22 protein-coding genes, 1 pseudogene and 1 other annotated feature are annotated in these 23,542 nt (G+C 54.6%); of the genes and pseudogenes, 20 read left to right on the top strand and 3 right to left on the bottom strand.

What is annotated here, in order from left to right; genetic code table 11:
• Positions 1-79: 79 nt before the first annotated feature.
• The 3 genes from rpe to hslO all read left to right on the top strand — a co-directional run bounded on the left by rpe (position 80) and on the right by hslO (position 2,019).
• Positions 80-721 carry a ribulose-phosphate 3-epimerase gene (gene rpe / locus ACOJWD_RS10905; protein WP_486993260.1) on the top strand — a complete coding sequence of 214 codons (642 nt, stop codon included), beginning with the start codon at positions 80-82 and terminating at the stop codon, positions 719-721.
• Between the two features lie 74 nt (positions 722-795).
• Positions 796-1,014: a hypothetical protein gene (locus ACOJWD_RS10900; protein ID WP_486993259.1), complete on the top strand. Its 219-nt coding sequence runs from the start codon at positions 796-798 to the stop codon at positions 1,012-1,014.
• Positions 1,015-1,140: 126 nt separating this feature from the next.
• On the top strand, positions 1,141-2,019 hold the full coding sequence (hslO, locus tag ACOJWD_RS10895) for an Hsp33 family molecular chaperone HslO (RefSeq protein WP_486993258.1): 879 nt from the start codon (positions 1,141-1,143) through the stop codon (positions 2,017-2,019).
• Here the strand turns inward: hslO and rpmB are convergent.
• The gene (gene rpmB / locus ACOJWD_RS10890; RefSeq protein ID WP_169098692.1) at positions 2,016-2,207 is read right to left on the bottom strand and encodes a 50S ribosomal protein L28; all 192 of its coding nucleotides are present in this window, start codon (positions 2,205-2,207) and stop codon (positions 2,016-2,018) included. The genes hslO and rpmB overlap by 4 nt on opposite strands.
• An 87-nt stretch (positions 2,208-2,294) precedes the next feature.
• Here rpmB and ACOJWD_RS10885 point away from each other — a divergent pair, with 87 nt between their 5' ends.
• The 13 genes and pseudogenes from ACOJWD_RS10885 to aroA all read left to right on the top strand — a co-directional run bounded on the left by ACOJWD_RS10885 (position 2,295) and on the right by aroA (position 16,147).
• Positions 2,295-2,651: an Asp23/Gls24 family envelope stress response protein gene (locus ACOJWD_RS10885; RefSeq protein WP_486993257.1), complete on the top strand. Its 357-nt coding sequence runs from the start codon at positions 2,295-2,297 to the stop codon at positions 2,649-2,651.
• Positions 2,641-4,071 (top strand): DAK2 domain-containing protein, encoded by a 1,431-nt coding sequence (locus tag ACOJWD_RS10880; RefSeq protein ID WP_486993256.1) that lies wholly within the window; start codon positions 2,641-2,643, stop codon positions 4,069-4,071. The genes ACOJWD_RS10885 and ACOJWD_RS10880 overlap by 11 nt, the downstream gene beginning before the upstream one ends.
• Entirely contained in the window at positions 3,987-6,107 is a 2,121-nt protein-coding gene (gene recG / locus ACOJWD_RS10875; RefSeq protein ID WP_486993255.1) for an ATP-dependent DNA helicase RecG, read from the top strand. The genes ACOJWD_RS10880 and recG overlap by 85 nt, the downstream gene beginning before the upstream one ends.
• Before the next feature lie 67 nt (positions 6,108-6,174).
• Positions 6,175-6,417, top strand: a binding site (T-box leader).
• Positions 6,418-6,454: 37 nt separating this feature from the next.
• Positions 6,455-7,906, top strand: a complete 1,452-nt coding sequence (locus ACOJWD_RS10870) for an anthranilate synthase component I family protein (RefSeq protein ID WP_486993254.1) — start codon at positions 6,455-6,457, stop codon at positions 7,904-7,906.
• On the top strand, positions 7,903-8,511 hold the full coding sequence (locus ACOJWD_RS10865) for an anthranilate synthase component II (protein WP_486993253.1): 609 nt from the start codon (positions 7,903-7,905) through the stop codon (positions 8,509-8,511). The genes ACOJWD_RS10870 and ACOJWD_RS10865 overlap by 4 nt, the downstream gene beginning before the upstream one ends.
• The gene (trpD, locus tag ACOJWD_RS10860; RefSeq protein ID WP_486993252.1) at positions 8,508-9,548 is read left to right on the top strand and encodes an anthranilate phosphoribosyltransferase; all 1,041 of its coding nucleotides are present in this window, start codon (positions 8,508-8,510) and stop codon (positions 9,546-9,548) included. The genes ACOJWD_RS10865 and trpD overlap by 4 nt, the downstream gene beginning before the upstream one ends.
• Positions 9,545-10,318: an indole-3-glycerol phosphate synthase TrpC gene (trpC, locus tag ACOJWD_RS10855; RefSeq protein ID WP_486993251.1), complete on the top strand. Its 774-nt coding sequence runs from the start codon at positions 9,545-9,547 to the stop codon at positions 10,316-10,318. The genes trpD and trpC overlap by 4 nt, the downstream gene beginning before the upstream one ends.
• On the top strand, positions 10,302-10,871 hold the full coding sequence (locus ACOJWD_RS10850; RefSeq protein WP_486993250.1) for a phosphoribosylanthranilate isomerase: 570 nt from the start codon (positions 10,302-10,304) through the stop codon (positions 10,869-10,871). The genes trpC and ACOJWD_RS10850 overlap by 17 nt, the downstream gene beginning before the upstream one ends.
• Entirely contained in the window at positions 10,849-12,078 is a 1,230-nt protein-coding gene (gene trpB, locus ACOJWD_RS10845) for a tryptophan synthase subunit beta (protein ID WP_486993249.1), read from the top strand. The genes ACOJWD_RS10850 and trpB overlap by 23 nt, the downstream gene beginning before the upstream one ends.
• Positions 12,071-12,871 (top strand): tryptophan synthase subunit alpha, encoded by an 801-nt coding sequence (gene trpA / locus ACOJWD_RS10840; protein WP_486993248.1) that lies wholly within the window; start codon positions 12,071-12,073, stop codon positions 12,869-12,871. The genes trpB and trpA overlap by 8 nt, the downstream gene beginning before the upstream one ends.
• 343 nt (positions 12,872-13,214) lie before the next feature.
• Positions 13,215-14,078: pseudogene (gene aroF, locus ACOJWD_RS10835) on the top strand (3-deoxy-7-phosphoheptulonate synthase); the annotation flags it as partial.
• Positions 14,075-14,851, top strand: a complete 777-nt coding sequence (locus ACOJWD_RS10830; RefSeq protein WP_486993247.1) for a prephenate dehydrogenase/arogenate dehydrogenase family protein — start codon at positions 14,075-14,077, stop codon at positions 14,849-14,851. The pseudogene aroF and the gene ACOJWD_RS10830, both read left to right, overlap by 4 nt.
• Positions 14,852-14,866: 15 nt before the next feature.
• Positions 14,867-16,147: a 3-phosphoshikimate 1-carboxyvinyltransferase gene (aroA, locus tag ACOJWD_RS10825; protein ID WP_486993246.1), complete on the top strand. Its 1,281-nt coding sequence runs from the start codon at positions 14,867-14,869 to the stop codon at positions 16,145-16,147.
• A 119-nt stretch (positions 16,148-16,266) separates the two neighbouring features.
• On the opposite strand, the gene ACOJWD_RS10820 is transcribed toward aroA, so the two are convergent.
• Complete coding sequence (locus tag ACOJWD_RS10820) at positions 16,267-16,665, bottom strand: fluoride efflux transporter FluC (protein WP_486993245.1); 399 nt, start codon at positions 16,663-16,665, stop codon at positions 16,267-16,269.
• Positions 16,662-17,027, bottom strand: a complete 366-nt coding sequence (gene crcB, locus ACOJWD_RS10815) for a fluoride efflux transporter CrcB (RefSeq protein ID WP_486993244.1) — start codon at positions 17,025-17,027, stop codon at positions 16,662-16,664. The genes ACOJWD_RS10820 and crcB overlap by 4 nt, the downstream gene beginning before the upstream one ends.
• A 646-nt stretch (positions 17,028-17,673) precedes the next feature.
• Between crcB and dnaK the strand changes: the two genes are divergently transcribed.
• The 4 genes from dnaK to ACOJWD_RS10795 form a co-directional block, all read left to right on the top strand.
• Positions 17,674-19,578 (top strand): molecular chaperone DnaK, encoded by a 1,905-nt coding sequence (gene dnaK / locus ACOJWD_RS10810; protein WP_486993243.1) that lies wholly within the window; start codon positions 17,674-17,676, stop codon positions 19,576-19,578.
• Between the two features lie 68 nt (positions 19,579-19,646).
• The gene (locus ACOJWD_RS10805) at positions 19,647-20,582 is read left to right on the top strand and encodes a DnaJ C-terminal domain-containing protein (protein WP_486993242.1); all 936 of its coding nucleotides are present in this window, start codon (positions 19,647-19,649) and stop codon (positions 20,580-20,582) included.
• The gene (gene clpB, locus ACOJWD_RS10800) at positions 20,569-23,151 is read left to right on the top strand and encodes an ATP-dependent chaperone ClpB (protein ID WP_486993241.1); all 2,583 of its coding nucleotides are present in this window, start codon (positions 20,569-20,571) and stop codon (positions 23,149-23,151) included. Before ACOJWD_RS10805 ends, clpB begins: the two co-directional genes overlap by 14 nt.
• Positions 23,152-23,198: 47 nt before the next feature.
• A partial coding sequence (locus tag ACOJWD_RS10795) for a peroxiredoxin family protein (RefSeq protein WP_486993240.1) occupies positions 23,199-23,542 on the top strand: 344 nt, incomplete at its 3' end.

Below are 23,542 nucleotides of genomic sequence, written 5' to 3'. Positions count from 1 at the left end.
TACCGCAACTCTCGCAAGATACTGGAAGAATGGGTCAAAGATTTTTGAGAGATAAGGTCAGACCAGAGGAGTCGATGAAATGGCGATACACGTAGCACCGTCCTTGCTGTCGGCGAATTTTGCGAATTTGGCGGAGGACATCCAGAAAGTGCAATCCGCCGATTTGTTACATATAGACATTATGGATGGACAATTTGTGCCCAATTTGACCATGGGAGCGATGGTGGTCGAAGCGATTCGTCGCACGACAGATTTACCACTTGATGTGCATATGATGATTGTGGAACCAGATCGCTTCTTGTCCGATTTTCGGAACGCTGGGGCGGATATGATTTCAGTACATGTCGAGGCCTGCGTCCATTTAGAGCGGACCATTGATCACATTCACCAGTTGGGGGCCTTGGCGGGCGCGGCTATCAATCCGGCGACCCCGGTCGAAATGCTTCGCGACATCATCCAGGAATTGGATTACGTCTTGGTGATGAGCGTCAATCCAGGATTTGGAGGACAAAAATTTTGGGCGCAGTCCGAGGACAAAGTGAAGCGAGTGGTGCAAATGCGTGGCGAAAAACATCGCCCGTTGATTGAGGTGGATGGCGGTATCAATGCCGAAACCGGCGCCATTATGCGACAATCGGGAGCTGATATCGTAGTGGCTGGGTCCTATATTTTCGGGCACCGCGACCCTGGGGAAGCCATTCGAATTCTGGGCGACCGATAAGGCACCTTTTTTTCTTATTCCCGTACCATGATCATTACCACGAGGTGGTGGTTTGAGGAAAAGGGAGTGAGGAGATGCGGACCTTTCGTTATACATGGATGCGCCGTGGTTCCAGCGCAAAAAAGACTTGGGGAATCATTTTTGGCCTTGCCGGGGCGGTATTAATAATTAAGATTCTGCCGTTATGGATTTGGCCATTCGGTATCGGGTTATGGCTTCTTTGGGCGGGTCTCGGACCACTCGTGGCCGGAGGTGCGCTAATTTGGATTGCGTGGCGAATGTTGACAGCATAAACAGGAGAAAGGATGAGAGCGATGCAGGTTCAAGTGGTTAAAGTGCCCAAGGTGGTGGGCAAAGTATTGCAATTAGTGCTGGGCCTTTGGGCGACTAAATAGCCCCGATGCGGGGATTTTGAGGTGATGAGGACGGATTATCGGATTCGGGCGACGGCAGCAGAGGGACTGATGCGGGTTGTAGCAGTGGTGACCACTGGTGCGGCACGTGAGGCGCAACTGGCACACCAGTGTTTGCCAGTCGCTGCCGCCGCCATGGGCCGGATGGTGAGTACCGTTGCCATCTTAGGGAGCGACATGAAAGAAGAGCCAGGACGTATTACGGTAGAAGTGAACGGTGATGGACCACTGGGTCGGGTGGTTGCGGAAGTCCGTCCCAATGGTCACTTGCGGGCACGGGTGCAGAATCCCAGCGTCGACCTGCCGTTGCGTGCTGATGGAAAATTGGCGGTCGGACAAGCCGTCGGTGACGATGGCTATTTTCGCGTGCTACGCCAGGACAGTGTAGGAGACTGGTATCAGGGACAGGTCGCGTTGCAATCCGGTGAAATCGGGGAGGATTTTTTGCACTATCTGACCCAGTCGGAGCAAGTGCCCAGTGCCGTTTCTCTGGGAGTGTTGGTGGGTCAAGAGGGTCTCGTCATTGGTTCTGGGGGAATTTTGGTGCAAGCTTTGCCAGGATGTGAACCACAGATTGTGGACGAGGTGGCGGCTCATTTTAGTGCGCTATCCAATATTAGCCGCCGATTGGCCGACGGGGAGCCGCTTGACGAACTGGTACGATCAGTCATTCGGGAACCCATTCATTGGTTAGGCGAAGAACCGCTAAAGTGGCAGTGTTGGTGTGAGCGTGAACCCATCAGAGACAGTCTCAAAGGATTACCTGACGAAGACATTCAGGACCTCATTGGTGACGGGGGAGCAGAAATTATTTGTAACTTCTGCCGCACCCGCTATCACTTTAGTATTGAGGAATTACAATCATTTCGGGGAGACGCGTCCTAAATGGCGCGCTCCACCCGACCAGAACGTAGACAGCGAGTGCAAACATAGATGCGTTTAGTACGACCATCAATGCGCGCTCGAACTCGCTGAATGTTGGGTTTCCAAACCCGTTTGGTCTTTTTGTGCGAGTGACTGACGTTATTACCGTGCACAGTGTGTTTATCGCAAATTTCGCAACGATACGCCATAATTCGGAACCTCCTTCGACGCCATGACATTCTTGGCTATGGTAACATAGGACATAATGGGATGCAAGTTCGAAAGGTTGGATGACATTGGAAAAACGGACAGAATGGGGACAAACCGTGATTCACGATGACGTGGTGGCCGCCATTGTGGCGCGTGCCACGTTGTCGGTGCCTGGAGTTCTCGAAATGAGTCATCGAGGGATTTCAGACAGTCTCAACAGCTTGGTTCGCCATGACATGCTGAGTCGTGGTGTCAAGGTCCAAGAGGCGGAGTCAGGACAACTCCTTCTCGACGTGTATGTGGTGGTGCAATATGGACAACGGATCGCGGAAATTGGCCGCGAAGTGGGGCATAAGGTGAATGACGCGTTAAAAGATGCGGTGGGTCAATATCCTCAACACCTCACGATCCACGTCGAAGGGGTGCGCTCCGGTGGTGAGTGATCAGCATCGAGCGCCCATGTGGAGAGTGATTGCCGCATCACTTGGGGCGTGGATGGACATGGCGCTCAGTGAATTAATGGCTGGCGAGGACCAGTTGAATCAATTGAATGTATTTCCGGTTCCTGATGCCGATACCGGATACAATATGGTAGCCACAGTGCGTGAAGCGGTACTTGCGCTGCGTCAGCATCCATGGAACTCCTTTGAAGGGGCATGGAAACATTTGGCCGATGGTGCCCTCAATGGAGCCCGTGGGAATTCGGGAATGATCTTATCCCAATTACTGCGAGGATTTGCGCAAGCGGCCGAAGGGCGATTGGGTTTTGAACCTGAAGAACTGATTGAAGCATTCCGCCAGGCCGCTCACCGGGCCCGCCAGCAGGTCGCCGAGCCGGTGGAAGGGACAATTCTCACCGTGGCAGATGCAATGGGGGCCATTGCGGTATCTGGGGATGTGGTGGCGGTGTTAGCTACGGCCGTTGAAGCCGGAGAGCGGGCCTTGCGCAATTCTGCGGGGAAGTTCAGTGCGGATACCGATAAAGACCTGGTGGATGCCGGGGGGCTCGGTTACGTCATGATGGTGCGAGGGTGGCTTAAGGCGGCACGAGGAGAAGAAGCGAAGGGACCTTTCGCGGGTCTAGAAGTGGAGGCGGTAGAAGCAGATGAAATCATAGCGGATATCCCCTTTTACTATGATGTGGAAGCCCTTTTATATCGCCTGCGACGGACCGATGCGGAAGAGTTCTTACGCACTAAGCTGCAACATCTTGGCAACTCCATCGTTGTCGCGAGCACAAGTTCGGCTGTGAAGGTTCATGTACATACCAATCAACCAGTGGCGCTGATGGCGCTCTTTATGGATGTGGGTGATGTGCGGCAAATGGAGTGGCTCGACATGCGGTACCAGGTGGAACGACGGACAACGCCTGTCACGAAGCTTCAGATTGCGGCCCCGTCCCATATTCATCCCATGTTTTCTGATTCCTATACGGTGATGGACCTGGATTCCTCACGAGATGGTCCGGACCGGTTGGTGATTGGAAGTGCCGAATCGTATCAGCGGGCACTCACCGTGGATTCGTTGGCGCTGGCTGGGGAGATCGTGCAAGCGTACGTGCCAGGCGATGACTGGGAAGCGAATCGGGCGCGCATGGTCGCCGCCGTAAACCGTCGCACCGTGATCCAAGTCTTTCGACACAACCAGAAATATCAGTTGAATGACAGGGTTTTTTCCGATAGAACCACCCTATCGCGGGCGATAGGCGAGATGGTTGACGGATTGGGATCCATAACGCTCTATCTGAGTCAAAATGCGAGCAGTGAGGAGGCGAAATTTTGGAAGGAGGTGCTAAACGCCCAACTCGTTCCCACACCGCATCCAAACCCGTGGATGGAGGTCGTATGGATGCCCTCGGATTAGCGGATAAAATTGAACGCTTACCTGGAGTTGGGCCCAAACGCGCGCAGGATTTCCACCGTATGGGCATTTCCACGATTGATGATCTGGTCACTTTTTGGCCTCGTCGTCATCTCGATCGTACCGAGGTCACGCCGATTAGTCACCTGACGGGTAACTTTACTGGGACCGTTCGGGGCCGCATTCGTTCGGTGTCGAACCACTATCTCTCGGCCAAACGAAGCTACCTGCGAGTGGCGCTCGAAGATAATACCGGGACTCTTGAATTGACATTTTTTCATGCCAATTGGCTGAAACAGCAATTGTTGCCCGGTAGGGAAATGATGGTCACAGGGCGTGTGGACGCGTTTCGCGGTCGACTGGGCATGACTCATCCGGAATTTGAAATGCTCGAAAAAGATCATCCGCCGCGCCTCGGCCTCATTCCCACCTATCCGCTGTCGGGGGATTTAAAGCAACGATTTGTGCAGGATTTGCAAATGCGGGTGATTCCTCAGTGGGCGTCACAAGTGGGCGACCCGCTCCCTAAAGAGATTTTGCAACAAGAGGGCTTGGTGGAACGCCCCTGGGCGGTGTTGCATGAGCATCTTCCGGCCTCGGTAGAGGATCTGGAGCGGGCTCGCCGTCGCCTAGTTTTTGATGAATTCTTGCGCATGTCACTCGCGGTACTATGGCTGCATCGACCGGATTCTATCGAAGTGGCTCCCCGTCTTAATCCTGATGTTCTTGTGGTAGAACGGTTTCGAGAAACGTTGCCATTTCAGCTCACAGCCGGACAAGTGGCAGTCTGGGAGGAGATTTCTTCCGATTTGGCCCAGCCCCAACCGATGGCGCGGTTGCTACAGGGGGATGTGGGGTCAGGGAAAACCATTTTGGCGGTGCTGTCTATGGTGACGGCGGTCGGGTCGGGCTACCAAGCGGCCTTAATGGCGCCGACGGAACTTTTAGCGGAGCAACACTACCTGTTGTTGCAGCAGCTTTTGGCACCGCTTGACATTGAAGTTGTCCTCATCACCGCTCGCGGACCCGACCGTCGCCACGCTGAGGAACGCATTCGCTCGACGGAACCATTAATCGCTGTGGGCACGCAGGCGTTGTTGTCGGACAGGATTCACTTTGGTCGTTTAGCCATGGTGGTGGTGGATGAGCAGCACCGTTTCGGTGTGCGTCAACGGGCCGGACTGGGGGAAAAGGGAGTCTTCCCTCATATGCTGGTCATGACGGCTACCCCCATTCCGCGTACCCTGGCGCTGACGGTTTATGGAGACCTGGAGGTGTCCCGTATTACGGGACTTCCTCCCGGACGAAAGCCCATACAAACCGTGCATCTCTCAATGAAGGACCGACGCCAGGCCTATCAGCGGGTGATGGATGAGGTGCGACGTGGGCACCAGGCCTATGTGATTTGTCCGTTAGTGGAAGAGTCTGAAGAAGGTCAAGGGAAAGCTGCCACGCTGCTGGCAGAAGGAATGCAGCGGATTCCCGGTTGGCGGGTAGGTCTCATCCATGGACGGATGACGCAGCAGGAGAAGTCTCAGGTCATGGAGCGATTCAAGGAACGGGACATTGACGTATTAGTGGGCACAACCATTCTTGAAGTGGGGGTAGATGTTCCCAACGCGACCGTCATGGTAGTGGAAGAGGCGGATCGGTTTGGATTGGCTCAATTGCATCAATTACGGGGGAGAGTGGGCCGCGGACAGCATCCCGGGGCGTGCTATTTGCTGGCTGATCCGGCCACGGTTGAAGGGCAGTCGCGGATACAAGCGCTGGTGGAGTCCCAGGACGGATTGAGATTGGCGGAGCAGGACTTAGAGATTCGCGGTCCTGGCGAAGTGCTAGGGATGAGGCAGCATGGGGTCGCAGGCTTTCAATTGGCTAATCCTCTTAAAGATTTGGCGCTGCTGGAGAGAGCTCGGCAGGTCGCGCGCCACATTTTATCCGTGGACCCGGAGCTCAGACAGTCAGAGTGGCAACCGCTCAAAGCATGGGTGTTTAGCGCTATAGCGGATGCCTTGCCTGGGCATGTTTTGCATTAACGATGCGAGGCATAGAACGGGATCTTGACGACAGCCTGACAATGCGCTAGGCTATGAAGCATTGAATAGGTAAGCGATGAATGGGGAAAGTAGCTACCGATAATCTTTGTAGCGAGTTGGGGATAGTGCAAGCCCAATAGGAGAAAAGTAGTGAATGGGCCCATGAGCTGCTACCCGAAATGTAGGCGTAGCCGGATTCTTCCACCGTTATCCCGGAAGGCATATCGGGCGTGATGAACGTTCCTGTATGGCAAAGCGAGACCTTCAGGTCTAATTTGGGTGGCACCGCGGAGATACCTTCGTCCCTTTTAGAGATGAGGGTCTAATTTTTTTTGCGGAGGGACAACGTGGCAGAAATTATTGAAAGTCGAGATGGAGAGACCATTTGGGACGATGGCACGGCGTCGCACATTGCGATGGCACGCCGTTATGCCGTTGACCAAATTACCCCAATTTCCGCTTACTTGCGTCTGCGGCCGTTGGGAGCGCACACCCTTTTGGAAAGCGTAGAAGGGGACGACAAAGTGGCGCGCTATTCATTTATCGCATTGGGAGAATGGGCGCGACTCTTGGAATCCGACGGGAAGGCCGTGCTGGTAAGCCCTGAGGGGACGACGGTTGACGATAGCCCCCTAGAGCTCTTGCGCCTCCAGCAGCAGCGACAATATATTGCTGTGCCGGACGAGGTAGAGTTACCGTATACCGGAGGGGCAGTAGGCTATTTTGGATATGATTGGATTCGCTCTCTTGAGCGCTTACCGCGGCGCCATACCACCCGGGGGCCGTTGTGGGAGTGGGTATGGCCTAAAGCCATTGTAGCGTTTGATCATCGCCGCCAAGAGGTCACGGTGATTATCGAAAGTCTGCGTGATCAAATTGATCAGGCCCGGGCGCGACTGGGGATTGTGGTGGATGCATTAAGGCAGCCGATGATGCTTGCGGAGCCACATGTGCGGGCGCTCACCTCGGTGGAGTCCACTCTTACGGAAGAACAATTTGGGGAAATGGTGAATCGGGCGAAACAATACATTGTCGACGGAGATATATTCCAAGTGGTGTTATCGCAACGGCTAGGGGCTCAGGTCTCAGGAGATCCGTTCAGTTTGTATCGACGCCTTCGCCACATTAACCCCTCCCCGTATTTGTTTTATCTAGAGACACCACGGCGCACCCTCGCCGGTTCCTCTCCGGAGACGCTGATACGCGTGGAGGGCAGCGTGGCCATCAATCGGCCAATTGCTGGGACTCGGCCGCGTGGAAAGAGTGTCGAGGAGGATGGCGCGCATTGGGAATCGTTAATCAACGATCCGAAAGAACGCGCCGAACATGTCATGTTGGTAGACTTGGCCCGCAATGACCTAGGAAGGATTGCTGAATACGGAAGCGTCACGGTGGCGGACTTTATGGTGAAAGAACTGTATTCGCACGTGATGCACATCGCTTCAGAGGTTCGCGGTCGATTGCGCCCGGGAGTAGATGCTTTGGATGTGCTGGCCGCGTCGTTTCCCGCAGGAACGTTAACGGGAGCCCCTAAGATTCGTGCCATGGAAATTATTGAGGAGCTTGAGCCCTGTGCCCGGGGCGCCTATGGCGGGGTGGTGGGGTATTGGTCCTATCGGGGCGACCTTGACACCTGCATCACCATTCGCACCCTAGAAATTGAAAACGATCGCGCTTATGTCCAGGCCGGTGCCGGCATCGTAGCGGACTCTGAGCCGCAGGCGGAATATCAAGAGAGCCTCAACAAAGCGGCAGCGGCATTAAAGGTGCTGCTAGCCGGAGAGGAGGAGTGGCTATGATATTGGTGATCGATAATTATGATTCGTTTACCTTCAACTTAGTCCAATATCTCGGCGAACTGACGGAGGTCGAGGTGGTGCGTAATGATGTACTCACGGTGAGCGACATTGCGGCGCGCCAGCCCGACGGTATTGTGATTTCTCCGGGGCCAGGTCGGCCTGAGAGTGCCGGCATCTCGGTGGACTTGGTGCGCTCCATGGGGTGTGACGTGCCAATATTAGGGGTGTGTTTGGGACATCAGGCGATCGCCAGTGCTTATGGGGGAAAGGTGGTTCGGGCGCACCATTTGATGCACGGGAAACAAGACACCGTGTCCCATCATGCCACTGGTCTCTTTCACGATTTGCCCAATCCGCTGATGGTGGGGCGGTATCATTCACTAATGGTAGAAATCTCGGAGGTTCCTGAATTGGTGGTTGACGCGGTGAGTGAGGACGGCACGATCATGGCGATTTCACACCGAGAGCATCCGGTCTATGGGATTCAATTTCATCCAGAGTCAGTGCTCACGCCAGATGGCAAGACCATCATTGCGCACTTTGTTGACCGCTGTGCTCGCTACCAGGCGACACCCTGGGCGAGTAGTGAAGGAGTGGCACAATGAGCGACATTATTTCTCTTGGTCTAGAGCGATTAAGTCGCGGGGAACGATTCAGTCGCGAAGAGGCTTTTTCGTATATGGATGTGCTCATGCAAGGTGGGATGACGCCCGCACAGATAGGCGCCACCTTGATGGCCTTGCGAGTGCGTGGCGAATCAGTCGAAGAAATCGCGGGATTTGCCCAAGCCATGCGTAAGCATGCCGTAGCCGTTCCCGTGCGGCGGCGTCCGTTGATCGATACCTGCGGTACGGGCGGAGATCGATCGTTTACCTTTAATGTGTCGACCGTATCCGCCTTCGTGGTGGCGGGAGCTGGACTAGGGGTGGCCAAACACGGCAATCGGTCGGCGACTTCAAAGAGCGGCAGTGCTGATCTCTTGGAAGCGCTGGATATTTCGATTCAGTCCGATCCCATTGAGGTGGGGCGCCTCATTGACGAAGTCGGCTTTGGGTTTTTATTTGCTCAACAAATGCATAGTTCGATGCGACACGTGGCGTTACCACGCAGGGAACTCGGATTTCGGACCATATTTAACGTGTTGGGCCCCTTAACTAATCCCTGCTCGCCGGATTATCAACTCTTGGGGGTGTTTTCACCCGAGTGGGTCGGGGCGATGGCGGAAGTGTTGGCGCTTTTAGGGGTGAAGCGCGGCATGGTGGTTCACGGACATGGAGGGTTGGATGAGGTGTCACTGTCGGGCCCCACCGCCTATGGATTTGTAAAGGATGGTGAAATGACGCAAGGGCAGATCACGCCCGAGCAGTTAGGATTACCTGTCTATCCGAGCGGCTCGTTTGTGGGCGGGGATCCGGTACAAAATGCCCAGATTTGTCGGGATATCTTGTGTCAGCGCACCCCAGGACCCCTGCGCGATCTGGTATTGGCGAACGCCGGCGTTGCCCTATTTGTCGGGAATGTTGTCGATTCGCTGCGCGATGGCGTGAATTTAGCCCGGGAGACCATTGAAAATGGGCGGGCTGAAGCCGTTCTGAATCAACTGATTGGTGCTACTCATCTTCAAAGGAGCGATGCTCAGTGAGGTTTCTTGACGCTATTGTCGACTCAGTCGACAAACGGGTAAGCGTGATAAAGTCCAAGGAATCCATCTGGATTCACGATATGGCATCGCTGGACGCGGTGCGCTCGCTGAAGGATTCCCTCAAGTCATCGCCGACTTTGGGGGTCATTGCGGAGTGCAAGCAGAAGTCGCCCTCCAAGGGATGGCTCACCCATGCCTATGATCCCGTGGAGCAAGCACTGAGTTACCAGAGAGATGGTGCTTGCGCCATCTCGGTCTTAACTGAACCCGAATTTTTCGCCGGAGACATGGAACACCTACGCCAAGTGAGAGCCAACGTGACAATCCCGGTATTGCGCAAGGACTTCGTACGCGACCCGGTACAGTTGGTCGAGGCACGTGTGAATGGCGCCGACGCGGCGCTCCTTATTGTGCGGATCGTAGATGATGTCCGATTGCACGACTTATACCAGACCGCCCAGGACATTGGACTCGAGGTCTTGGTGGAGATTCACTCGCGCGAAGAGGCGGAACGGGCGATGCGTCTTCAACCAGAGCTGCTCGGGGTCAACAATCGCGACTTAGATTCGTTTGAGACCCGGTTGTCCTTTTCTCAGGACATGGCAGAGGTCTTAGATGAGAGGGTGTTGCGCATTAGTGAAAGTGGCATCCAAACGGTGGACGATCTCGTCGCAGTGCAGAAATGGGGTTACCAGGCGGTGCTGATTGGCGAAAGCTTGATGCGCGGCAATAATCTCTTAAGGACTTGGTCTAATGCGTACCACAATTAAGATTTGCGGAATCCGTGATGTCCGAGTGGCGCGCGCGGCGCTTTCGCTGGGAGCGGACTATCTTGGGTTAGTGGTGACGCCTAGTCGGCGGCAAGTGGCACTCGATGAAGTTCAGCGTATTGCCGACCAGGTGTCGGGTGATTTGATTGTGGTGGGGCGTGACGTGGATGAATCGTTATTGCACCAATTACTCGATCTCCCCGTAAGGGGCATTCAGCTACATGGGACAGTGCCGTCGGGATGGATTCACGCGCTACACCAGATCGGGAAAATCGCGGTGGCTACCTCCCTTGACGAAGACGCCGACATTGTGCTCCTGGACGGGCCCAATCCGGGCAGTGGTGAAGCGCGTGACTGGAAACGTCCGTCATTTCGGCGACCGATTTGGATTGCTGGGGGATTATATCCCCACAATGTGGGCGATGTGGTGAGCCGTCTTAGGCCGGATGGTGTCGACGTGTCCACTGGGGTAGAGAGACAGGGAGAGAAAAGCTTGGAGTTAATACAGCAGTTTATTGAGGAGGTAAGACATGCCGACCAAGAAAGTGCCTGATGCCTACGGACGATTTGGGCCGTTTGGTGGGAGATATGTTCCCGAAACGTTGATGCCGGCTGTTGAGGAGTTGAACCAGGCGTATCAGGAGGCCAAACGCGATGCCGAATTCCGTCGGGACTTGGCGGCGCTATTGAAGGACTATGTGGGCCGGCCTACTCCCCTTAAACGGGCCGATCGAATGAGTGAGGCATTGGGATTTGACATTTATTTAAAGCGAGAGGATTTGAACCACACCGGAGCGCATAAGATTAACAACACCATGGGCCAAGTTCTATTAGCTCAACGGATGGGGAAAACGCGCATTATTGCCGAGACCGGAGCCGGCCAACACGGTGTTGCGACCGCTACCGCGGCGGCTCTCTTTGGGCTGAAAGCAGAAATCTATATGGGAGAAGAGGACGTTGAGCGCCAAGCCCTGAACGTTTATCGTATGAAGCTTCTAGGCGCACAAGTACATTCGGTGCTATCGGGAACTCGTACGCTTAAAGATGCTACTAATGAGGCGATTCGCGATTGGGTCACCAATGTGCGCGACACCTTCTACGTTATTGGTTCGGTGGTCGGGCCTCACCCCTATCCCATGATGGTACGGGACTTTCAGTCTGTGATTGGAAAAGAAGCCCGCCGGCAAATTCTTCACGTAACGGGGCAACTCCCTACCCACATTGTGGCGTCTGTGGGTGGTGGGTCCAATAGCATGGGGATTTTCTATCCTTTTCGCCACGACACGGTACAATTTGTCGGTGTCGAAGCAGCCGGCGAAGGGATTGAGACCGGGCGGCACGCCGCCAGTATTCAGGTTGCTGAGCCAGGCATCCTGCATGGCAGTCTCAGTTACCTGCTACAGGACGAAGATGGTCAAATTCAGCCAGCGCATTCCATATCAGCGGGGTTAGACTACCCCGGTGTCGGCCCGGAACACGCCTATTGGCACCATACCGGTCGAGCGCACTATGTGGCGATTCGCGACGATCAAGCGTTGGCTGCATTCCACCAATTGTCACGATGGGAAGGAATTATTCCCGCGCTTGAGAGTGCGCATGCGGTGGCCTGGGTGGTCGAAGAGGCGGCGCGGCTTCGAGACGCTGGTGCGCGCGTCTTGATTAATCTCTCCGGACGTGGCGATAAGGATGTCGATCAGGTATTTTCGTACGAAAAAGCCGACATAGGCCACAAAGATGAAGGAGGCAAGCGCATTGAATAGACTAGAGGAAGCCTTTCGATCCGCCCGTTCTGAAGGGCGCGCCGCCCTCATTCCCTATGTGACGGCAGGGTTTCCCAGCTTGACACAGTTGCCTCGGATGATTGCTGCGTTGGGTCGAGCCGGCGCGGACATTATTGAAATTGGTCTTCCCTTTTCGGATCCGTTGGCCGATGGCCCGGTCTTGCAGAAGGCCGCCACCGCAGCACTGGCACGCGGAACCAAAATACGGGATATTCTCGAAGTGGTCGGTACGGTCAGCGCGTCATCTCCTCCGTTAGTCTTTCTTACCTATATTAATCCCGTGTTTCATTACGGCATCGAATCGTTTGCCCGTGACGCCCGCCATGCAGGCGTAGAAGGACTCATTATTCCCGATCTTCCCTGGGTGGAGGGTAAGGGGATGCGACACGCTGCGGAGAGCAGCGGTATGGCCCTCATACCGCTAGTCGCCCCTACGTCGACAGATGCGCACTTGCAGGCGATTACACAAGCCCGCGGCTTTGTCTATGGAGTCTCAGTGACCGGGGTGACCGGAGCGCGCCAAACGGTTGATGGGGGAGTGGCATCACTAGTGCAACGGGTCAAGCGTGAGGTGGATCTGCCGGTGGCTATAGGCTTCGGGATTTCCACACCCACCCAAGCCCGTGAAGTCGGGAGTGTCGCTGACGGGGTGATTGTCGGGAGTGCTTTGGTGCACCAGATTGATCAGCACCCAGACCACGCGGAAGACGTGGCATATGAATTTGTAGCGGCACTGCGGGCGGCTTTAAGCGAAACTGCCAGGAAGGCTTGACATCACCCTTGGGGTGGTGTACCATGCGGAGAAATTCATACCCTAAAGCGATGAACGGGAAGAGGCTCAGTGTTGAAGCGGCAAAGAGAGTCGACAGCTTGGTGAAAGTCGAACCCTTCTCCTGATACCGTACCCCCGTGAGTGTGAAGCGAAATATGCGAAAAGCATAGAGTAGAGGATCCGGCGTCCGTCCGTTATTCGGAGCGGCTGTGATAGCAGTCGACAAAGAGGATTCTTAGTTTCGATTAAGAATCACTTAGGGTGGTACCGCGGAAGAGCCTTCGTCCCTATTCCAGGGATGGGGGCTTTTGGTATTTGAGGGGATAGCTCGAGGAAGGATGGGAGATCGGTGGGATCTATCGAAACAGCGGATGCGGTGGTGTCGGTAAGAAAGCCTTACAAATTGGTCAGTCGGGATTTTCACCCCGAAGACACCGTGGTTCAGGTTGGGGATGTGCGCTTTGGCGGAGAAAAAGTGGTGGTGATGTCGGGACCGTGTGCAGTGGAGAGCCGGGAGCAGGTGATGGAGTCGGCCGAATGCATGCAGCGTCTCAATGTTCCTATCATGCGAGGGGGCGCGTATAAACCGCGGACCTCGCCGTATAGCTTTCAGGGAATGGCGATCGAAGGATTGAAAATGATGGCCGAGGCACGTGAACGCTATGGCGTACTCATTATTACGGAGGCGGTAGACCATGAAAGTCTTAGCCATGTCGCCGAGTGGGCCGATATCGTACAAATTGGCGCCCGTAATATGCAAAATTTCTCTTTGCTCAAGGCGGTAGGGCAGGCGGGTAAACCGGTGCTTCTCAAAAGAGGTCTGGCCGCCACTATTGATGAATGGTTGATGGCGGCAGAGTATATTGCCGCTCATGGGAACCCGGACATCATTTTGTGTGAGCGCGGCATTCGCACCTATGAGACCAAAACCCGCAATACGCTGGACATCAGTGCGGTGCCCGTGGTGAAGCAATTAAGCCACCTTCCGGTAGTGGTGGACCCCTCGCATGCCGCGGGACAATGGCAGTGGGTCGCGCCATTGTCTCGTGCCGCAGTGGCCGCTGGAGCGGATGGTTTGATTATCGAAACCCATCCCAATCCTGCCGAGGCGCTATCTGACGGGCCACAAAGTTTGAATTTCCGTCATTTAGAAGAACTGATGGAAGAGGTATCGCGAGTGGCGCAGGCGGTCGGGAGAGAAATATGAAAGTCGGCATTATCGGTGTGGGCCTGATTGGTGGGTCGATTGCCGCATCACTGCAAGTGCCGGAAGTTGAGCTTTTTTTAGATGATGCCAACCCGGATGTGCGAGAGGCCCTGTCGCGTCGGCACTTCGGTGAGGTGTCATCCTGGAGAGACTGGATCGGCCAGGTCGAGAAGCTAGTGGTGAGCGTGCCTAGCCACGGTATGCCAGGGCTGATTGATGAGGTGGCATCACTTATGGCCGATAACGCAGTATTAATGGAGATTAGTTCCCTCAAGCGACCGATAGCGCCAGCCTTAACGCGGGCGTCAAAGAAGGTCACGGTATTGTCGCTTCATCTTATGGCGGGTAAAGAGGTCAGTGGACTGCCGGCATCGCAAGCCGACTTGTTTGAGGACTGCAATGTGGCTCTCGTCGATGTGGGGGCGGGCATTCCTGATTTCGCGGAGATTCGGTGGTGGCAGGAACGTTTGAAGTTCGGTGCGTTTAGTGTGTGGACTGTGGACGAGCATGACAAGGCGGTGGCCTGGGTAAGCCAACTCCCGTATTTAGTGTCGCGCGCCGTTCGAGAGACTGTAGAATCCCACAATCCCGGCGCCGTGGGACTAGCGGGTCCCGGATATCGCGATACCTGTCGAGTGGGGCATAGTGCATGGGAACCGCTGGCACCGCTCTTTAGACAAAATGCCGGGGCACTAGATGAGGCACTGAGTGCGATGGAAGCGGAAATTCACCGGTGGCGAGCTCTCCTTCACAATGGCGTCAACATCTTATGATCGGAAGTGACAATGATGAAAACATTGAGGGGCTGGCATGGACCGATTGAGGCCGAAGTTCGCGTGCCGGGCGATAAGTCATTGACGCATCGAGGCATTTTAATGAGCTTACTGGTTGACGGTGAGATGGAATTGTATCGCTGGCTGGATGCCGGGGATACCCGTTCCAGCTTGGAATTAGTGCAAGCGCTGGGGGCAGTGGTCGTGGAAGATACCCCAGAACGGCTGGTACTGCGTGCACCGGCTAAGCTTCTCGAGCCTCGTGACGTGATTCACTGTGGAAATTCGGGGACCACCATGCGGCTTTCCTGTGGCATTCTGGCGGCAGTTCCGGGGATGACCATCTTAACTGGAGATGCGTCCTTAAGCAAGCGCCCGATGGCGCGGGTCATTGCTCCCTTACGACAGTTTGGAGTCAATATTCAAAGCCGCGATGGGGGATTTGCCCCTCTGGTGATTCGCGGCGGACAGCATGGCGGTGGAGTGTATGAGATGCCGGTCGCGAGTGCACAAGTCAAGTCGGCGTTGCTGTTGGCTGGGCTAACGGCTCAAGATGCCACGACCGTGGTTGAGCCAGTGGCAACCAGAGACCACACCGAAAAACTGATTGCCGCAATGGGCGGACAGATTCTTCGATCCGCCGATAAGAGTACAGTCTATCCGAGTGCCCTTCATGGTATTGATTTCCGTGTGCCCGGAGATCCCTCCTCGGCAGCATTTTGGGCTACATTAGCCGCCTTGCATCCGGGTAGCCGCATGGTGCTGCCCAACACGCTATTTAATCCCACTCGCGTCGGTTTTTTTCATGCGTTGCAGCGGATGGGAGCCAAGGTAGGATGGTCGCCGACCGGCACCGTTCCCGAGCAGTACGGCACCATTGTGGTTGAGGCTGGTCCGTTGCAGGGGGTGACGATTGCCGCCGATGAAGTGCCCGCGATGGTGGATGAATTGCCGTTATTGGCCCTTTTAGCGACCCAGGCTAACGGAAGAACGGTTATCGCGGGAGCGCAGGAATTGCGAGTGAAAGAAAGCGATCGAATTGCCGTTACAACAACCATTCTTCAAGCCATGGGGGCGCCTGTTGAAGAGCAGCCTGACGGATGGGTGATTGACGGACCCGTAGCGCTTTCTGGCGCCAGGATCGATGCCGTGGGGGATCATCGGATGGCGATGCTGACCGCCATTGCCGCTACAGTGGCTTACACGGGAGACACGCAACTGGTTGGAGAAGACAGCGTGACGATTAGTTATCCGGATTTTTTCTCAACCTATTTCGAGGTGGTGCGGGGCGCATAGCGCATTCCCAATTGTCTCATACTAGGCTTGGCGTCAGCTGTTCCCAACGGCTGAGGCTTCCGGTTTCTCCTCTCCCGTGTAGCCCGCTCCCCGGCGGGCTACACCTTTTTTGCGGGGACTTACTGGGGGCCATTTTGGGCTTGGTGCGTCTTCATGATAAGACGCACCAAGAGAATACCGAGGTAGCTCGCTAAAAGACCACAGCCTAGGCTTAAGATCATATAGAGAAACGCGGGGCCGATGGCGCTTGATTCAAGAAGATTGACGCTGCCCAAGGCGAACGTGGAAAAGGTGGTATAGCCTCCGAGAATTCCTACCGCTACGAATAATCGGACCCGTTCAGATAGCTGACCGAATTCGAGGGATAGCGAGGTGATGATGCCAATAATGAGACTGCCGGTCACGTTAATAAGAAAGACGTTCCAGGGAATTAGGGTTGAAGGAATGAGGAGAAGGATGCTATAGCGTGAAAGCGCCCCTAGGCCTCCACCGAGCCCAATGGCCATCCAGTCTTTCATACCAGCATCCCAAGACGCATTCCAATCCACACCGCAGCGAGTCCTCCGCAAAGACTCAAAAGAGGATTAATCATGGCGCGTGCTAACCCGATACTTTCTACCAGTTGTATGGTTTCATAGGAGAGAGATGAAAATGTGGTGTAGGCTCCGACAAATCCGATATCGGTGAAGAGATATCCTCTGGCCCCGAGGAAAGTGAGGTTTTGTGAAATGATTCCGATCACAAGACAACCTGAAAGATTGACCACCAAGGTGCCCCAGGGGAAGAGTCGAGACACAGAACGGTTCACAGTTCTCCCTAAATAATATCGCGATAACGCTCCCAGCACTCCGCCGAGGAAGACGAATAATACATTTAGCATAAGAAATATCCCGCCTTATGAGACCTGGGAAAGACAATCGCTCACCGGGGGTGCTGTTGTCAATCCGGTCTCGTTATGTTCTTACGCTAACCAATCACTGGCCATGCGTCAATATGAATTGGGCATTGGCAGCATGCCTGTGGCTACCCGTAGCCCTATTGCAACACATTGTGCGCATACCCTGGGTGGCCAGAGGGGAGCGGGATGAATTTGCTCCCGGGAACAAATTCCAGAGTGTCTATGGTATGATTTGGGGTAGGGAACGCGTGCCTGTACCGCCCGACTTTTTTGGTGACGGTATGATGGGTTACGATTCGATGCACACTAGGTTGCGACGACGTCAATGCCGCGGAAAAAAATTTTGGGAGTGGGCTCGAGGCTTCTTGATCGTTCCGCGTGAGGTTTTTAATATGAGAGAGGGAATCTGATCCGCGAGGGATTGCCTCAGTCAATCGGTGTGTGGATGTAGTGGCTCACGCAGGGAAGGACATGCGGGCCCTGTATAGAACGAAAGATCGCAGTCTCCATCCGCGTTTGGGGTGGGTCGAAATTTTGTGGATAACGGCATTTCACGCGGCACAACGCTGCGCCATTTTAGCATATAGCAGCCACTTCGTGGCTGGCCAAAAAGCGAGGGTGACGACGGATGGGAAAAGTAGTAGGGATTGATTTAGGGACGACCAATTCGGTAATCGCCGTAATGGAAGGTGGCCAACCGACCGTGGTGTTGAACACCGAGGGAAGTCGGCTAACTCCGTCGGTGGTCGGGTTTAGCAAAAATGGAGAGCGCTTGGTAGGGCAGTTAGCACGTCGTCAGGCGGTCATGAATCCGGAAAATACGGTATTCTCCATTAAGCGCTTTATTGGACGACGATTTGATGAAGTCAAAGAAGAACGTAATCGCGTCCCGTACCACGTGGTAGACGGGCCGAATAATCAAGTGCGGGTGGAACTCCCCAACGCCGGAGAGAACCTGACGCCTGAGCAAATCTCGGCCATGGTGCTCTCCAAATTGAAGTCAGATACCGAAAAATATTTGGGTGAGACAATCACACAAGCGGTGATTACTGTACCCGCCTATTTTAATGATGCTCAGCGCCAGGCGACCAAAGATGCCGGCCGCATCGCTGGGTTAGAAGTCTTGCGCATTATTAATGAGCCCACCGCGGCGGCACTCGCCTATGGATTAGACAAGCAAAAGAACGAAACCATTTTGGTGTGGGACTTAGGCGGCGGCACGTTTGATGTGTCTGTTCTCGAAGTTGGTGATGGCGTGTTTGAAGTCAAATCCACCTCTGGCGACACGCATTTGGGTGGTGACGACTATGACATGAAGCTCGTTGACTACATAGCCGCGGAATTTAAGAAGGAGTATGGCGTCGACTTGCGGCAGGACCGTCAAGCACTCCAACGTTTGATCGAGGCATCGGAGAAGGCCAAGATTGAACTTTCTTCGGTGACAGAAACTCAAGTATCGTTGCCGTTCATTACCGCCGATCAAACCGGGCCGAAACATTTGGAACAAAAAATTACCCGAGCGAAATTCGAAGAATTGACACAAGATCTTACCGAGCGATGTGTCAATCCGTTTAAGCAAGCATTAGCCGATGCCAAGTTGACGGAAAGCCAGATTAATGAGGTTATCCTGGTCGGGGGCTCCACCCGAATGCCGGTTATTCAGGAGTTAGTGAAGCGTTTGACCGGTAAGGAGCCGCACCGAGGGGTAAATCCCGATGAGGTGGTGGCCATCGGCGCTGCCATTCAGGGTGGGGTCTTAGCTGGCGATGTCAAAGATGTGATATTGCTGGATGTAACTCCACTGTCTTTGGGTATCGAAACCTTAGGCGGTGTGTTCAATAAGCTTATCGACCGGAATACCACCATTCCGACGCGCAAGAGCCAGGTTTATACTACGGCCGCTGATAGTCAGACAAGCGTAGAAATCCATGTCTTACAGGGCGAGCGCCCCATGGCGACAGACAACAGAACGCTCGCACGGTTTAGCCTGAATGATCTTCCTCCGGCACCGCGGGGTATTCCTCAGGTTGAGGTGACCTTTGATATTGATGCGAACGGCATCGTCAACGTGTCAGCAAAAGATCTCGGTACCGGAAAAGAGCAGCGGGTGACCGTGACGGCATCCACGCAATTGACCAAAGAAGAAGTGGACCGGATGGTCAAGGAAGCCCAAGAGAAGGCTCAAGAAGATGAACGGGCGCGGGACTTAGCGGAAACCCGAAATCGCGCGGAATCAATGGTCTATGCCACCGAGAAGTCCTTGAAGGACTTAGGAGATAAGGTCAGTGCGGACGACCGCAGTAGCGCTGAAGCCGCTATCGCCAAGGTACGTGAGGCTATGAACGGTGACAATAAAGAAGCACTCGACAGTGCATTGTCTGCGCTTGAACAGAGCGCGCATAAACTGGCGGAACAACTCTATGCCTCACAGGCCCAGTCGGGGCCAAACGACACACCTCCGACTGACGGGCCCGAGTCTGGAGGAAATGATGATGGGGAAGTCATTGACGCAGATTTCCGCCCGAGCGAGTGAGTTGAGACATTGTGTTTACACTACAGGCGGGGGAAACCTCGCCTGTTTTGCGTAAGGGGGACCGGTGAATGGCTGCACCGAAAGATTATTATAAAGTGCTGGAAGTGGATGAGACCGCCAATGACGCCGCCATCAAGAAGGCCTATTACCGTCTGGCACGGCAGTACCATCCAGACGTGGCGGGAAAGTCTGGGGAAGACAAGTTTAAAGAGATCAATGAAGCATATGAGGTGTTGTCCGATCCGAAGAAACGTGCCGAATATGATCGCTTGCGCCGTGGGTATGCAGAACATCAATCGCGCCGGCGCGGCACTGGTTTTGAACGGGTCAGCCATGACTTTAGTACCGAAGATTTTGCCGGATTTGGATCGATTTTTGACGACCTGTTTCAAGGAATGGGCCGGGGGACGGAACGGCAGGCGCCGCGTTCCACTCCTGAGGAATCGGTGCGTCTGACCTTGGAGCAAGTGGCCACCGGCACCACCGTTTCGCTCTCAGTCAACGAGGTGCGTGAGTGTGTGGTGTGTCATGGGCGGGATCGGGATTGCCCACGTTGTGGAGGCCTTGGCCAGGTGGCCGAACCCAAGAAATTTGATGTCGCGGTACCGGCAGGCGTAGAGGATGGGGCGGTGCTCCGGGTGGGCGACTATGCCCGTCTGAGGATTGAAGTGGCTCCGCATCCTCGCTTCGAACGCCAGGGAGATAATCTCATCGGTCGACTACTGGTGGCGGTGGCGGTCGCAGCCACGGGCGGCGAGGTGCCTATTCGGACCTTAGAGGGAGATAGCGTGATGGTTAAAGTGCCGCGTCATTCCAATTCAGGTCGCACCCTACGGCTTAAAGGCATGGGCCTGACTCACCGTGGTAGCGAGATTAAAGGAGACATGCTCTTAGAAGTCCAATTGCGTTTTCCTGAACCGTTTACTAGTGAAGATGACTCGTTGTATGAAGCCTTAAAGTCGCATCATCAAGAAGTAGGAGGGGAGATTCATGCGCCTCGATAAACTGACCGTGAAGTCTCAGGAGGCCTTGCAAGAAGCTCAGAATCTAGCACGTGAGGCCGGCAATCAAGCGGTATTTGACCTGCACCTTTTGGCGGCTTTGGTGGGGCAACCGGACGGGGTTGTCCGGCCACTGCTAGAGAAATTAGGGATTCCGTTATCACCTCTTGAAGAATCCGTATCGAAGGCCATTGCCCGTCTGCCTAAAATCAGTGGTACACAGCCCGGTGCATACTTTGCGCCGGAGTTAATTGAGGTTATTGAACAAGCCGAGCATCAAGCGGACGAGCTGAAGGATGAGTATATCTCGACCGAACATTTGCTTTTGGCGATGGTAGAGCGCGACCGTGGCGACGCAGGGCGTCTCTTGCGTCAAGCGTCAGTGAGCGTGGATGGCTTGATGCGCGCTTTGAAAGAAATTCGCGGCAATGCTCGTGTGACAGACCAAAATCCTGAGGATAAATATCAGGCCCTGTCTCGCTACAGCAAGGATTTGACCGACTTGGCCCGTCGCGGGAAGCTTGATCCGGTGATAGGGCGGGATGAAGAGATCCGTCGCGTGATACAGGTGTTGTCGCGCCGCACCAAGAATAATCCGGTACTGATCGGTGAACCGGGTGTGGGGAAGACCGCCATAGTCGAAGGATTAGCCCAACGCGTCATAGCGCATGATGTGCCGGAAGGGTTGAAGGATAAGCGGGTCTTAGCGCTGGATATTGGCGCATTAATTGCGGGAAGCAAGTTTCGTGGAGAATTTGAGGACCGGCTCAAAGCGGTACTCAAAGAAATCGAGTCGGCCCAAGGGAACGTAATTCTATTCATTGATGAACTGCACACGTTGGTGGGCGCCGGTAAGGCTGAGGGAGCCGTTGATGCTGCGAACCTCCTTAAGCCTGCTCTGGCGCGTGGAGAGCTACGCGCGGTAGGCGCTACGACCCTGGATGAATACCGCTTGTATATCGAAAAAGATGCCGCCCTCGAACGTCGATTTCAGCCCGTATTCGTGGATGAACCGTCGGTAGAAGACACGATCGCCATCTTACGGGGACTAAAAGACCGTTATGAGGTCCACCATGGAGTCCGAATTCGCGACGGGGCTTTGGTGGCGGCGGCGCGACTCAGCCACCGATACATCACGGATCGCTTTCTCCCAGACAAGGCGATTGATTTAGTCGATGAAGCCGCGTCTCATCTTCGCGTGGAGATGGATTCCATGCCTGAAGAATTAGACGAGTTGGAGCGCCGAGCTATGCAACTGGAAATTGAGCGACAGGCATTGACCAAGGAAACCGATGATCCTCAGGCGCAAGAGCGCCTGGCACGATTGGAACAGGAACTGGCCAATCTCAATGAGCGGCGGCTTGGCTTTAAGGTACGTTGGGAACGAGAAAAAGGTTTGGTGAATCGGGTTCGTGAATTGAAACATCAAATGGACCAGGCCAAAACGGAGGAGGCATTGGCTGAACGGCAAGGCAACTTAGAACGCGCCGCCCAATTGCGCTATGGCGTACTCCTAGAATTGCAACGGGACCTGGATTTAGCGCTAAAGGAGGTGGACCAGGCCGCTAAGGAGTCCCACATGCTTCGAGAAGAAGTGACGGAACACGATATTGCCGCCATTGTCGGCAAATGGACGGGAATTCCGGTCACGCGATTGCTTGAAGGAGAACGGGATAAGTTAATGCATATGGAAGAGCGATTGGCCAGTCGTATCGTCGGGCAACAAAATGCGGTGACGGCGGTCTCTAATGCCGTGAGACGTTCTCGTGCCGGGCTCTCTGATCAACGTCGGCCAATGGGATCCTTCTTGTTCTTAGGACCCACCGGAGTGGGGAAAACGGAACTGGCGCGAGCGCTGGCGGCATTTCTTTTTGACGATGAGGGAGCGCTTGTCCGAATTGACATGTCAGAATATATGGAGCGGCATGCGGTGTCGCGATTGGTCGGGGCTCCTCCTGGCTATGTGGGCTACGAAGAAGGCGGACAGCTTACCGAGGCGGTGAGGCGTCGTCCCTATGCCGTCATCTTGTTGGATGAGATTGAAAAAGCCCATCCCGAAGTTTTTAATCTGCTGCTCCAAGTGCTTGACGATGGGCGATTGACCGACGGGCAAGGGCGGACCGTGGACTTTCGCAATACCGTGATTATCATGACCTCCAATTTGGGCAGCGACATTATCTTAGGAGAGCATGACGGCCAAGAGCGCGAACGGTTGCTTGCGGAAGTGTTGCGTGGGGCTTTGCGTCCAGAATTTTTGAATCGCATTGACGAGGTGGTCACCTTCGACAGACTGACCCGTGAGCAACTGCGCATGATTGCACGCTTGCAATTACATGATCTTGAAGAGCGATTGCAGGATCGCAGAATTCATCTCGAGATTACCGATGCGGCGTTAGATGCCTTAGTCGCCCAAGGGTATCAGCCAGAGTACGGTGCTCGGCCCATGCGACGGTTAGTTCAACGGGCGTTACAAGACGTCTTGGCGATGAAACTATTGGCAGGGGAAATTCCGGATGGTAGTACCGTCCGAGTGGACCAACGAACCACGGGATTAGATATTTCTGTCGTTTGAGTATACCAATAGCCATTAGCCATGGTGGGAGAGACAGGGAGGTTGCCATGAATGTGAGAAAGACAATCACCGCGCTAGTGGTTGGCGCAGCGGTGGTTTATGCCGGAGTGTTGGTCGGCCAAACGGTGCACAGACAGCATGTCATCGACGCGCGGACGGTGCAGGCAGACGGCCATCAACATCAAGCCAAGGTGGGAGACTTGCCGGGCGATGTGGCCCCAGACTTTACTTTAGAAACGGCGTCCGGGACGAAGATTACTCTGTCTTCGCTCCGTGGGCGTGGCGTATGGGTGAACTTCTGGGCCACCTGGTGTCCATATTGCCAAAAGGAACTGGCGATTGTGGAGCAAGAGCACAAAATGTTGGGGTCTTCGGTCGACATTGTAGGAGT

The sequence above is a fragment of the Sulfobacillus sp. TH-112 genome (genome assembly GCF_057473405.1).
The sequence above is the reverse complement of the archived record's forward strand: the minus strand, read 5'-3'. Positions and strand labels throughout refer to the sequence as shown.